The following is an 11,515-nucleotide window of genomic DNA, read 5'->3' as shown; positions in this document are numbered from 1 at the left end:
ATTGACACGACGTCTCACGGGGGAGCGCGGAGCATGGCAGGCGGAGGATTCAGCAAATTGCCGAACGGCAGTGTGGTCGTCGCGATCACACTGCCGAGTCCGGCGGGAGGCGTGGGACCGGACACCCCGGTACGCGTCCTGGTGCACGCGGCCAACCGGGCCCGCGCACTGACCCGGCTGCGCAATCTGGGCCTGCGCGCCGTCTACCTCCGCGGCAACGCGGAGCCGCCCACCCCGGACGAGATCACCGCCGTCCTGCACCACCCCGACGGCCTCCTGTGGCGCGCGAGACCCGAGCGGGCCCAGGAGCTCTGGCACCCGATACGAGCCCTGCTGAGGCCCGCTCTGCCGGCCCGGCAGAGCTGACGGGCCGAGCCCCGGACCCGCTTCTCAGACCACCGGCTTGCCGGAGAGCACCACGCCCGCGTCCCGCAGCTCGGCCAGCGCCCGGTCCGTCGTCGCCTCGGCGACGCCCGCGGTCAGATCCAGCAGTACGTGCGTGGCGAAGCCCTCACGGACGGCGTCGAGCGCGGTGGCCCGGACACAGTGGTCGGTCGCGATTCCGACCACGTCGACCTCGGTGACCCCACGGTCGCGCAGCCACTCGGCCAGCCCGGCACCGTTCTCGTCCTGCCCCTCGAAGCCGCTGTACGCGGCGGCGTACGCACCCTTGTCGAAGACGGTGTCGATCGCCCCGGAGGCGACCGCGGGGGCGAAATTGGGGTGGAAGCCCACCCCTTCCGTACCGGCGACGCAGTGCACGGGCCAGGAGTGCTCGAAGTCCGGGTGCTGCGAGAAGTGGTCACCCGGGTCGATGTGGTGGTCACGGGTGGCCACCACGTGCCGGTAGCCCGGCTGGGCCTCACCGATCAGGTCGGTGATGGCGGCGGCGACATCGGCGCCCCCGGCCACCGCGAGGCTCCCGCCCTCGCAGAAGTCGTTCTGGACGTCCACGACGATCAAGGCGCGGTGCATGGCGGGTGTCCTTCTTCGGTGGGGGAGGGGGCGGCGGTTACGGGGGTGGCACCGAGCCTAGAGAATCCGGCGCGGCTTAGGGAGGGGGTGCCCGCGCAAATCAAGCACGTCCAGGCAAAAGCGAGCCCGTCCGGCCATTGAGGACAAAGCGATCACCGGGCGGCCCCGGCCCCCCGCACCGCCCCGTCACACGTACTCGGTGGGCAGCACCGGCTCGCCCCGCGACAACTGCATCGCGGACATCGGCAGCCCCGCCCGCGCCGCGATGTGCCGCTCCCGTGCCGCGTCCAGCGGCTCGCGTGCGACCACCTCGCCGTCCCTGACCAGTTCCACCAGCAACTGCCGGCCGGCCAGCTCCGCCGGGACCGGACCGGTGCCGATCACCTCGGCCTCGGCCACTCCGTCCTCGTCCAGCCGGCGCGCCGCCCACTTGCGGCCGCCCTTCGAGGACTTCGCGCCCAGCGACTTCTTCGCCACCGGCCGCAGCTCGTCCGCCGGATCGGCCGAGGAGGCGCGGGCCACCAGCTTGTAGACCATCGAGCAGGTGGGGTGCCCGCTGCCGGTCACCAGCTGCGTGCCCACCCCGTACGCGTCCACCGGCGCCGCGGCCAGCGACGCGATGGCGTACTCGTCCAGGTCCGACGTCACCACGATCTTCGTCCCGGTGGCGCCCAGCTCGTCCAGCTGCTGGCGAACCCGGTGCGCGACCAGCAGCAGGTCGCCCGAGTCGATCCGGACCGCACCCAGCTCCGTCCCGGCCACCTCGACCGCCGTACGGACCGCCGCGGTGACGTCGTACGTGTCGACGAGCAACGTCGTGTCCCGGCCCAGCGAGTCGACCTGGGCCCGGAACGCGTCGCGCTCGGAGTCGTGCAGCAGGGTGAAGGCGTGGGCGCTCGTGCCGACCGTCGGGATGTTGTAGCGGAAGCCCGCGGCCAGGTCGGACGTGGTGTCGAAGCCGCCGATGTACGCGGCACGGGCCGAGGCCACCGCCGAGAGCTCGTGGGTGCGCCGGGCGCCCATCTCGATCAGGCCGCGCCCGCCCGCCGCCGCCGACATCCGCGAGGCCGCGGCGGCGATCGCCGAGTCGTGGTTGAGGATCGAAAGGATCACCGTCTCCAGCAGCACGCACTCGGCGAAGGAGCCCTCGACCCGCAGGATCGGCGAGCCCGGGAAGTACACCTCGCCCTCCGGGTAGCCCCAGATGTCGCCGCTGAAGCGGTAATCGGCCAGATAGGCGAGCGTGGGCCCGTCGACGACGTTCTGGTCGCGCAGGAAGGTGAGCATCTCGTCGTCGAAGTGGAAGTTCTCCACCGCGTCCAGGACCCGCCCGATGCCCGCGACGACGCCGTAGCGCCGCCCCTCGGGCAGCCGGCGGGTGAACGCCTCGAAGACCGAGCGCCGGTCGGCGGTGCCGGCCTTCAGTGCGGCCTGCACCATCGTGAGCTCGTACTGGTCGGTGAAGAGCGCGGTCGACGGCACACCGACCCGTCGCCCAAGGTCCGCTGAGTTCATGCCGGGGATGCTACCCCTATTTCGTCAAAGTGACGAGATGGGGGTGTCGGGCCCGCCGCGCCACCGGCCCCGTTTGTGCGATGCACCCTCCCGAGTGGCAGCATGGGGTAGGTGAGCGTCGCCCCCGTAGAGATCGAACGTCCCGAATCGGCCGAGGAGAACCTCGTTGTCCCCGAGCCCGACGTCCCCTGGGTGACGCTGGTCCACAACGACCCGGTCAACCTCATGAGCTACGTGACCTATGTCTTCCAGGCCTACTTCGGCTACTCCAAGGACAAGGCGCACAAGCTGATGCTCGACGTCCACCAGAAGGGCCGCGCCGTCGTCTCCAGCGGCAGCCGCGAAGAGATGGAACGCGACGTACAGGCCATGCACGGCTACGGACTGTGGGCCACCCTCACCCAGGACCGGAACTGACACCCGCACCGCAGCGTCCAGCACACCCGCCCCGCCCGACCACCATCGGAGAGAACCCATGGCCGGCCACTTCGAGGCCACCCCCGGCGGCGGCGCGGCCGTCGCGCTCGACGAGGTGGAGATCGCGATCCTGCGCTCCCTCGCCGTCCAGTTGCTCGAACTCATCGGCCCCGGCGACGAACCCGCCGAGGGCGAGGACCCGCTCGCCGCCCTCTTCGCCGAGGGCCCCAGCGAACCGCCCACCGACCCCGCCCTGGCCCGCCTCTTCCCCGAGGCCTACGGCGACGACGACACCGAACTGCGCGCCGCGTCCGCCGAGTTCCGTCGCTTCACCGAGAACGACCTGCGCACCCGCAAGCGCGACGACGCCCTCGTCGTCGTCCGCACCCTCGACGCGCTCACCCCGCAACCGGGAGGGGCGTCGCGCAGCGACTCCGGCGAGGGTGGTGGGCGACGGGCGGGCGGCGCCGCCGTGCTCACCCTCACCGCCGACGAATGCCGCAGCTGGCTGGGCTCCCTCAACGACCTCCGGCTCACCATCGGCACCCGCCTGGAGGTCTCCGACGAGGACGGCGGCGAGGACGGCTCCCTCTACCGGCTGCCCGACAGCGACCCGCGCAAGCCCATGGTCATGGCCTACCTCTGGCTGGGAGCGCTCCAGGAAACACTTGTCGAAACGCTGATGTCATAACGCGACGCACCTGCGGGACTGCTCTGTGTTCGCTCAACGGACGCTCAAATCCGAATAACGATCGAGTCACCTGATCGGTCTTTTTTGCAGCACCAGGACACCGTTGTCCGCTTTTTCCTGTGGTGTGCGCCACATAATGTCCGATGGGTCGCCGATGTGCCCGTGATAAATCTTCACGACCACTCGGGGACGCCACCCCTGTTCCCGGGTAGGCGCTACGAGCCGGCGACCGCCGGTGGCACTCCATCCATATCCGGGGGGATCAGGACCTGATCCGCGGCCGAAAGGCGCGGATCAGCGTGGAGAAAGGCGCACCACATGACATCGGCGCAGGTCGACGACAAGGGACAAGAAGGCCCGCACGCCGCAGCCGCGGATGCCACCACTTCCGCCGAGGGCTATCAGAGAGCACTCGGCGCCCGCCAGATCCAGATGATCGCGATCGGCGGAGCCATCGGCACCGGCCTCTTCCTCGGCGCGGGCAAAGCCATCGCCAAGGCGGGCCCCAGCCTCATCCTGGCGTACGCCATCGCAGGCCTGGTGATCTTCTTCATCATGCGGGCACTGGGTGAACTCCTCATGTACCGCCCGGTCTCCGGCTCCTTCTCGGAGTACGCCCGCGAATTCATCGGCCCCTTCGCCGGCTTCGTCACCGGCTGGACCTACTGGCTGTTCTGGGTCGTCACCGGAATCACCGAAGTCACCGCAGCAGCCCAGTACATGACGTTCTGGTTCGACATTCCGCAATGGGTGTCCGCACTGATCTTCACGATCATCCTGTACGGCGTGAACCTGATCTCCGTAAAGCTGTTCGGGGAACTCGAATTCTGGTTCTCCATGGTCAAGGTCACCGCCATCGTCGGCATGATCCTGATCTGCGCAGGAATTCTCACCCTCGGCTTCTCCGACGCCGGCGACACCGCATCCGTCACCCACCTGTGGTCCGACGGCGGCTTCTTCCCGCACGGCATCAAGGGCACCCTGATGACCCTGCAGATCGTGATGTTCGCCTTCCTCGCCGTCGAACTCGTCGGCGTCACCGCAGGCGAGTCCAAGGACCCCAAGACCGTCCTGCCCAAGGCCATCAACACCGTGCCGTGGCGCATCGCCGTCTTCTACGTCGGCGCCCTCATCATGATCCTCTCGGTCGTCCCCTGGACCGAGTTCTCACCGGACGTCTCCCCGTTCGTCGAAGCCTTCAAGAAGATGGGCCTCGGCCTCGGCGCGGGCATCGTCAACTTCGTCGTCCTGACCGCCGCACTCTCGTCCTGCAACTCCGGCATGTACTCCACCGGCCGCATGCTGCGCGACCTCGCGCTCAACGGACAGGGCCCCAAGTTCTTCACCCGGCTGACGAAGAGCGGCACACCCCTCATCGGCACCACCGTCTCCGCCGCCCTCATGCTCGTCGGCGTCTGGATCAACTACCAGTGGCCCGGTGACGCCTTCACCTACGTCGTCTCCTTCGCCACCATCTCCGGCATGTGGGCCTGGATCATGATCCTCGTCAGCCAGCTCCGCTACCGTCGCCTCGCCGACCGCGGAGCCCTCCCGCAGTCCACCTTCCGGGCCCCCGGAGCCCCGTACACCAGCGTCTTCGCCCTCGTGTTCATCGGCGTGGTCATCGTCATGATGGGCATCGACAAGGACACCAGGATCTCGCTCTACTGCGCCCCGCTGTGGGCCCTGATCCTCGGCGTCTCCTACCTGGTCCTCAAGGCCCGCAACCCCGAGAACAAGGCCTTCGCCGGCCGCTGAGCCACAGGCCCCCGAAGGGGGGCCGATTCCACGATGCGGGCCCCTTCGTACCACTCCTCGGTACGCAGGGGCCCGTCGTCCTATCCTGGGCGCCATGCTGACCATCACCCAGGCGCTGTACGACCAGATCGTCGCGCACTCCCGCGCCGACCACCCCGACGAGGCGTGCGGCGTGGTCGCCGGGCCCGCCGGAACCGGCCGCCCCGAACGCTTCATCCCCATGCTCAACGCGGCCCGCTCGCCCACGTTCTACGAATTCGACTCGGCCGACCTCCTCAAGCTCTACCGCGACATGGACGACCGGGACGAGGAACCGGTGATCGTCTACCACTCCCACACCGCGACCGAGGCCTACCCCTCCCGCACCGACGTCACGTACGCCAACGAACCCGGCGCCCACTATGTCCTCGTGTCGACCGCCGACGCCGACGAGGCGGGGCCCTTCCAGTTCCGCTCGTACCGCATCGTGGACGGCGAAATCACCGAGGAAGACGTCGAGGTCGTCGCCGCGCACCCCGCGTCCTGACCTCGGCACCAGCACCCTCCCGCGGCAGACGGACAGGGCCACGCATCCGGTCCTGTCCACCTGTCGAACACAAACCATCCATCAGGTGAGATCACATGCCGGATCCCGGACCGGGAATCGATACGATGAGCCCATGGTTCCCCATGACGTGAGCGACAAGACGCCGGGCACGCTGCTCGTGGCGCGCCTGCACGTCGACCTGTGCCGACTCGCCAGCGCGATCTGTACGAACCACCGGACCGCCGGCCGCGAGGCCTGAGCCGGGCCGAGGCCCGGCGCCGCCCCACCGGACGCCGCCCTTCACGTACCACTCCCTGCGCGGGGGCAGAGCCGCGCGCCGTACGCCGACCGCCACCACTCCGCTTCGACAGGAGCCCACGCCATGGCCATCGAGGTCCGCATCCCGACCATCCTCCGCACCTACACCGACGGCGCCAAGGCCGTCGAGGGCAACGGGGACACCCTCGCCGACCTCTTCACGGACCTGGAGAGCCGCCACACCGGCATCCGTGAGCGCATCGTCGACGGCGAACAGCTCCGCCGCTTCGTCAACGTCTACCTCAACGACGAGGACGTCCGCTTCCTCGACGGCATCTCCACCAAGCTCAGCGACGGCGACAACATCACCATCCTCCCGGCCGTCGCCGGCGGCATGAACTGATGCGCTATGACAGCCCGCTCGCCGCAGTGGGCAACACCCCGCTCGTCCGCCTGCCGCGGCTGTCACCGGCGGACGACGTCCGCATCTGGGCCAAGCTGGAGGACCGCAACCCCACCGGCTCGATCAAGGACCGCCCCGCGCTCCACATGGTCGAGCAGGCCGAGAAGGACGGCCGGCTCACCCCCGGCTGCACCATCCTCGAACCCACCAGCGGCAACACCGGCATCTCCCTCGCCATGGCGGCCAAGCTCAAGGGCTACCGCATCGTCTGCGTGATGCCGGAGAACACCTCCCAGGAGCGGCGCGACCTGCTCGCCATGTGGGGCGCCGAGATCATCTCCTCCCCGGCGGCGGGCGGCTCCAACACCGCCGTCCGCGTCGCCAAGGAACTCGCGGCCGAGCACCCCGACTGGGTGATGCTCTACCAGTACGGCAACCCCGACAACGCGGGCGCCCACTACGCCACCACCGGCCCCGAGATCCTCGCCGACCTCCCGTCGATCACCCACTTCGTGGCCGGCCTCGGCACCACCGGCACGCTCATGGGCGTCGGCCGCTACCTGCGCGAACACGTCGACGGCATCAAGATCGTCGCCGCCGAACCGCGTTACGACGACCTCGTCTACGGCCTGCGCAACCTCGACGAGGGCTTCGTCCCCGAGCTCTACGACGCCTCCGTCCTCACCACCCGCTTCTCCGTCGGATCCGCCGACGCAGTCACCCGCACCCGCGAACTCCTCCAGCAGGAGGGCATCTTCGCGGGCGTCTCCACCGGCGCCGCACTCCACGCGGCGATCGGCGTCGGCAACAAGGCCGTCAAGGCCGGCGAGAGCGCCGACATCGTCTTCGTCGTCGCGGACGGCGGCTGGAAGTACCTGTCGACGGGCGTCTACACCGCCCCGACGACAGAGGCGGCTATCGAAACACTGCAGGGACAGCTCTGGGCGTAGCGCCCACGCTTTCAGCCTCCCGAACGCCGGGGGCCCAGACCACACAGGTCCGGGCCCCCGGCGTTCGCCGTTCCCGGGGGCTCCGCCCCGGACCCCCGCTCCTCGATCACCGGAGGGGCTTGTTTCGCGTCCCCTTCCATCGAACCGGTGACAGCACAGGTGAGTTCCCCCACAACGACACACTCCGAAGGAGCGACCGGCTCTTTCGCGCCTTACGCTCAACGAACCGCACGAACCCTCCCCGTTCCCACGTCTCGGAGGTTCACGCTCCATGAAGCTCACCGTCGTCGGCTGCTCCGGCTCGTTCCCGTCCGCGGGATCGGCATGCTCGAGCTACCTCGTAGAGGCCGACGGCTTCAGGCTGCTCCTCGACATGGGCAACGGCGCCCTCGGCGAGCTGCAGCGCCACGTCGGTCTCTACGACCTCGACGCCATCTTCCTCAGCCACCTCCATGCCGATCACTGCATCGACATGTGCGCGTACTTCGTCGTCCGGTACTACCCGCACGACGGCGGACGCCCGGCCCGCATCCCGGTCTACGGCCCCGACGGCACGGAGCAGCGGCTCACCACCGCGCACGCCGACACCCCGTCCGACCACGCGATGAGCGAAGTCTTCGACTTCCACACCCTGAAGCCGGGCTCGTTCGAGATCGGCCCCTTCTCGGTCCGTACGGAGAAGCTCTGCCACCCCGTCGACACGTTCGGCATCCGCATCGAGCACGGCGGCAGCTCGCTCACGTACTCCGGCGACACCGGCATCTGCGAGGCCCTGGACGAGCTGGCGGAGGGCGCCGACCTCTTCCTCTGCGAGGCGTCGTTCGTCCACGGCAAGGAGGACATCCCGGACCTCCACCTCAACGGCCGGGAAGCGGGCGAGCTCGCCTCCCGTGCACAGGTGGGCCGCCTGGTCCTCACCCACATCCCGCCGTGGACCGACGCCGGCCGCAACCTCTCCGACGCCCGCGAGGTCTTCGACGGCCCGACGGAACTCGCGGTCCCGGGCGCGGTCTACGAGATCTAGGCCCTTCGGCCCTTCGGCGGGCGCACGCACGACGAAGCCCTCACCTTCCGCCGGGAAGGTGAGGGCTTCGAGCTGTGGTGCCACGGACCGGGCTTACGCCTTGGTCAGGTCCTCGACCTCTTCCTCGGGCTCGCGGCCCGGGGTGGTGAGGTTGAACTTGGTGATGGCGAAGCGGAAGACCACGTAGTAGATCGCCGCGAAGACGAGGCCGATCGGGATGATCATCCAGGGCTTGGTCGCCAGGTTCCAGTTCAAGAAGTAGTCGATCGCACCGGCGGAGAAGCTGAAGCCGTGGTGGACACCCAGACCCCAGGTGACGGCCATCGAGACGGCAGTCAGCACGGCGTGGATCACGTACAGCAGCGGCGCGATGAACATGAACGCGAACTCGATCGGCTCCGTGATGCCGGTGACGAAGGAGGTCAGCGCGAGGGACATCATCATGCCGCCGACGGCCTTGCGGCGCTCGGGGCGGGCGCAGTGCGTGATCGCCAGGGCGGCGGCCGGCAGCGCGAACATCATGATCGGGAAGAAGCCGGACATGAACTGACCGGAGGTGGGGTCACCGTGGAAGAAGCGCGGCAGGTCGCCGTGCCACATGCCGCCCGCGGAGTCCTTGAAGGAACCGATCTCCTGCCAGGCCACCGTGTTCACGAACTGGTGCATACCGACCGGCAGCAGGGCGCGGTTGACGACACCGAAGATGCCGGCACCGACAGCACCCAGACCGGTCATCCACTCACCGAAGTTGGTGATGAGGTCGCCGATCGGCTCCCAGACCAGGCCGAAGAGGACGCCCATGATGGTGCCGACGAAGGCCATGATGATCGGGACGAGGCGGCGGCCGTTGAAGAAGCCGAGCCAGTCCACCAGCTTGGTGCGGTGGTAGCGCTGCCATATGACGGCAGCCAGGAGGCCCATGATGATGCCGCCGAAGACCTTGGGGTCGTTGTACGTCGCCGCGACGTCGACGCCCTTGTTGGCCGTCGTGTTGACGACGGCGTCGGAGGTCGGGAACGCGGTCAGCACGTTCTTGTAGACCAGGAAGCCGACGAGGGCCGCGAGCGCGGTGGAGCCGTCGGCCTTCTTGGCGAAGCCGATCGCGATACCGACGCAGAACAGCAGCGGCAGGTTGGCGAAGACCGCGTCACCGGCGGTCGCGAAGACCGTGGCGACCTTGCCCCAGCCGAGGCCCTCGGCTCCGAAGACGTCGGGCTGGCCGAGACGGAGCAGAATGCCCGCGGCCGGCAGCACGGCGATCGGCAGCTGGAGGCTGCGTCCCACCTTCTGCAGGCCCTGGAACAGGCCGGAGCCCCGCTTCTTCGCGGGGGCCGCCGTGGCGGTGGCCGTACTCATCAACTTCCTCCAGTAGGCAAGGCGCCGCCAGGGACAGGGTGTTTGGGTGGGCGACGACTCGAGGAACGCGACGTTCGAAACGTCACGTGGTCTGGACCACTGAGTGGTGTAGACCAGTTGTAGCACGGTGAGGGTTAGATAAGGAACCTGCAAATTCCGACTACTTCGCAGCAGCCATCACGCACGCACAGTGACATGCCGAAGGCCCCCGGACCGGAGGTCCGAGGGCCATGGCCGGCCAGGGCATAAGCCCTGGTCGGAGCAGCTACTTCGTGAGGTTCTTCTCGATCTCCTCCTCCACCTCGTCGGGCTCGCGGCCCGGCGTCTGGAGGTCGAACCTGGTGATCGCGAACCGGAAGATCACGTAATACACGGCGGCGAACGCCAGCCCGATCGGAATGATCAGCCAGGGTTTCGTCGCCAGACTCCAGTTGATGACGTAGTCGATCAGACCCGCGGAGAAGCTGAAACCGTCCTTCACCCCGAGCGCCCACGTCACCGCCATCGACACACCGGTCAGCACCGCATGGATCGCGTACAGCAGAGGCGCGACGAAGAGGAACGAGTACTCGATCGGCTCCGTGATCCCCGTCACGAACGACGTCAGGCCGACCGAGATCATCATGCCGCCGACCGCCTTGCGGCGATGCGGCTTCGCGCAGTGATAGATCGCCAGCGCCGCCGCAGGCAGCGCGAACATCATGATCGGGAAGAAGCCCGTCGTGAACTGACCGGCCGTCGGGTCACCCGCCAGGAACCGGTTGATGTCACCGTGCACCACCGTGCCGTCGGGCTTCGTGAAGTCCCCGAACTGGAACCAGACGAACGTGTTCAGGAACTGGTGGAGGCCGAAGACGAGCAGGGCACGGTTGGCGATGCCGAAAATGCCCGAGCCCATCCAGTCCAGATCCACCAGCCACTCGGAGAAGCTGGTCAGGGCGTCACCGACCGGCTGCCACAGCCAGGCGCAGAGAGCCGCGAACAGCAGACCGACGAAGGCCATGATGATCGGGACGAGCCGGCGGCCGTTGAAGAAGCCCAGCCAGTCCACCAGCTTCACCCGGTGATACCGCTGCCAGAGCCAGGCCGACATCAGGCCCATCAGGATGCCGCCGAACACCCCGGGGTTCTGGTACTCGGCCGCCGTGACCTCGGCGCCCTTCGTCACACATGTACCGAACCAGGTGCCGCCGGAGACGAACGTCGAACCGGGGTCGCAGTCCACCGGGAACGCGTGCAGCACCGCGTAGTAGACGAGGAAGCCCGTCACCGCCGCCAACGCCGTCGACCCGTCCGACTTCTTCGCCATGCCGATCGCGACACCCACGCAGAACAACAGCGGCAGGCCCAGCCCCGAGTCCAGCAGCGCACCACCGGCGGCCGCGAACACCTTGGCGAGATTGTCCCAGCCGAGACCCTCGTCGCCGAATACGTCCGGCTGGCCGAGCCGGTTGAGAATGCCCGCCGCCGGAAGGACGGCGATCGGGAGCTGAAGGCTGCGCCCCATCTTCTGGAGGCCCTGGAGGAGGCCGTTCCACCACTTCTTCTGTGGGATCGCTGCGCTGCTTGAGCTCATCGGCGTCCTCCCGGAGCAGGTCACGTTTGGCGGGTGTTGCAGACTGGTGTAGACCAGTTGCGGTAC

Annotated in this window: 13 protein-coding genes; 9 read left to right on the top strand and 4 right to left on the bottom strand. The window is 68.4% G+C overall.

What is annotated here, in order from left to right; all coding sequences use genetic code 11:
- Positions 1-33 precede the first annotated feature (33 nt).
- Positions 34-366 carry a hypothetical protein gene (locus tag SH922_RS14555; RefSeq protein ID WP_326736422.1) on the top strand — a complete coding sequence of 111 codons (333 nt, stop codon included), beginning with the start codon at positions 34-36 and terminating at the stop codon, positions 364-366.
- A gap of 24 nt (positions 367-390) precedes the next feature.
- Here the strand turns inward: SH922_RS14555 and SH922_RS14550 are convergent, their stop codons facing one another.
- Together SH922_RS14550 and SH922_RS14545 are read right to left on the bottom strand one after the other, a co-directional pair.
- Complete coding sequence (locus SH922_RS14550; RefSeq protein WP_393058382.1) at positions 391-975, bottom strand: isochorismatase family protein; 585 nt, start codon at positions 973-975, stop codon at positions 391-393.
- 186 nt (positions 976-1,161) lie between these two features.
- The gene (locus SH922_RS14545; protein WP_393058381.1) at positions 1,162-2,490 is read right to left on the bottom strand and encodes a nicotinate phosphoribosyltransferase; all 1,329 of its coding nucleotides are present in this window, start codon (positions 2,488-2,490) and stop codon (positions 1,162-1,164) included.
- A gap of 111 nt (positions 2,491-2,601) precedes the next feature.
- Here SH922_RS14545 and clpS point away from each other — a divergent pair, with 111 nt between their 5' ends.
- From clpS to SH922_RS14505, 8 genes are all read left to right on the top strand, one after another.
- Positions 2,602-2,907 carry an ATP-dependent Clp protease adapter ClpS gene (gene clpS / locus SH922_RS14540; RefSeq protein ID WP_018555894.1) on the top strand — a complete coding sequence of 102 codons (306 nt, stop codon included), beginning with the start codon at positions 2,602-2,604 and terminating at the stop codon, positions 2,905-2,907.
- A 58-nt stretch (positions 2,908-2,965) separates the two neighbouring features.
- Complete coding sequence (locus SH922_RS14535) at positions 2,966-3,598, top strand: DUF2017 domain-containing protein (RefSeq protein ID WP_393058380.1); 633 nt, start codon at positions 2,966-2,968, stop codon at positions 3,596-3,598.
- Positions 3,599-3,916: 318 nt separating this feature from the next.
- Positions 3,917-5,356: an amino acid permease gene (locus tag SH922_RS14530; protein WP_393058379.1), complete on the top strand. Its 1,440-nt coding sequence runs from the start codon at positions 3,917-3,919 to the stop codon at positions 5,354-5,356.
- A gap of 94 nt (positions 5,357-5,450) precedes the next feature.
- Positions 5,451-5,882, top strand: a complete 432-nt coding sequence (locus SH922_RS14525; protein ID WP_393058378.1) for a Mov34/MPN/PAD-1 family protein — start codon at positions 5,451-5,453, stop codon at positions 5,880-5,882.
- A 133-nt stretch (positions 5,883-6,015) separates the two neighbouring features.
- Complete coding sequence (locus SH922_RS14520; protein WP_261991849.1) at positions 6,016-6,141, top strand: putative leader peptide; 126 nt, start codon at positions 6,016-6,018, stop codon at positions 6,139-6,141.
- Between the two features lie 123 nt (positions 6,142-6,264).
- Positions 6,265-6,543, top strand: a complete 279-nt coding sequence (locus SH922_RS14515) for a MoaD/ThiS family protein (RefSeq protein ID WP_326736416.1) — start codon at positions 6,265-6,267, stop codon at positions 6,541-6,543.
- Positions 6,543-7,493, top strand: coding sequence for a PLP-dependent cysteine synthase family protein (locus SH922_RS14510; RefSeq protein WP_385278539.1), 951 nt, complete (start codon positions 6,543-6,545; stop codon positions 7,491-7,493). The genes SH922_RS14515 and SH922_RS14510 overlap by 1 nt, the downstream gene beginning before the upstream one ends.
- A 271-nt stretch (positions 7,494-7,764) precedes the next feature.
- Positions 7,765-8,517 (top strand): MBL fold metallo-hydrolase, encoded by a 753-nt coding sequence (locus SH922_RS14505; protein ID WP_393058377.1) that lies wholly within the window; start codon positions 7,765-7,767, stop codon positions 8,515-8,517.
- Positions 8,518-8,610: 93 nt separating this feature from the next.
- Here the strand turns inward: SH922_RS14505 and SH922_RS14500 are convergent, their stop codons facing one another.
- Positions 8,611-9,873, bottom strand: a complete 1,263-nt coding sequence (locus SH922_RS14500; RefSeq protein WP_393058376.1) for a PTS transporter subunit EIIC — start codon at positions 9,871-9,873, stop codon at positions 8,611-8,613.
- Positions 9,874-10,138: 265 nt separating this feature from the next.
- Positions 10,139-11,449 carry a PTS transporter subunit EIIC gene (locus SH922_RS14495; protein ID WP_393058375.1) on the bottom strand — a complete coding sequence of 437 codons (1,311 nt, stop codon included), beginning with the start codon at positions 11,447-11,449 and terminating at the stop codon, positions 10,139-10,141.
- Positions 11,450-11,515: the final 66 nt, after the last annotated feature.

Origin of the sequence: Streptomyces sp. LN549 (genome assembly GCF_043203805.1) — a bacterium.
GTDB lineage: Bacteria > Actinomycetota > Actinomycetes > Streptomycetales > Streptomycetaceae > Streptomyces.
This window is presented reverse-complemented; position numbering and strand designations above follow the sequence as displayed.

Excerpts from the sequence above, each read along its gene's own strand:
- SH922_RS14530 (WP_393058379.1), top strand. The coding sequence starts at position 3,917 with ATGACATCGGCGCAGGTCGACGACAAGGGACAAGAAGGCCCGCACGCC.
- SH922_RS14535 (WP_393058380.1), top strand. The coding sequence starts at position 2,966 with ATGGCCGGCCACTTCGAGGCCACCCCCGGCGGCGGCGCGGCCGTCGCG.
- SH922_RS14500 (WP_393058376.1), bottom strand. The coding sequence starts at position 9,873 with ATGAGTACGGCCACCGCCACGGCGGCCCCCGCGAAGAAGCGGGGCTCC.
- SH922_RS14515 (WP_326736416.1), top strand. The coding sequence starts at position 6,265 with ATGGCCATCGAGGTCCGCATCCCGACCATCCTCCGCACCTACACCGAC.
- SH922_RS14550 (WP_393058382.1), bottom strand. The coding sequence starts at position 975 with ATGCACCGCGCCTTGATCGTCGTGGACGTCCAGAACGACTTCTGCGAG.
- SH922_RS14520 (WP_261991849.1), top strand. The coding sequence starts at position 6,016 with ATGGTTCCCCATGACGTGAGCGACAAGACGCCGGGCACGCTGCTCGTG.
- SH922_RS14495 (WP_393058375.1), bottom strand. The coding sequence starts at position 11,449 with ATGAGCTCAAGCAGCGCAGCGATCCCACAGAAGAAGTGGTGGAACGGC.
- SH922_RS14555 (WP_326736422.1), top strand. The coding sequence starts at position 34 with ATGGCAGGCGGAGGATTCAGCAAATTGCCGAACGGCAGTGTGGTCGTC.
- SH922_RS14510 (WP_385278539.1), top strand. The coding sequence starts at position 6,543 with ATGCGCTATGACAGCCCGCTCGCCGCAGTGGGCAACACCCCGCTCGTC.
- SH922_RS14505 (WP_393058377.1), top strand. The coding sequence starts at position 7,765 with ATGAAGCTCACCGTCGTCGGCTGCTCCGGCTCGTTCCCGTCCGCGGGA.
- SH922_RS14525 (WP_393058378.1), top strand. The coding sequence starts at position 5,451 with ATGCTGACCATCACCCAGGCGCTGTACGACCAGATCGTCGCGCACTCC.
- SH922_RS14545 (WP_393058381.1), bottom strand. The coding sequence starts at position 2,490 with ATGAACTCAGCGGACCTTGGGCGACGGGTCGGTGTGCCGTCGACCGCG.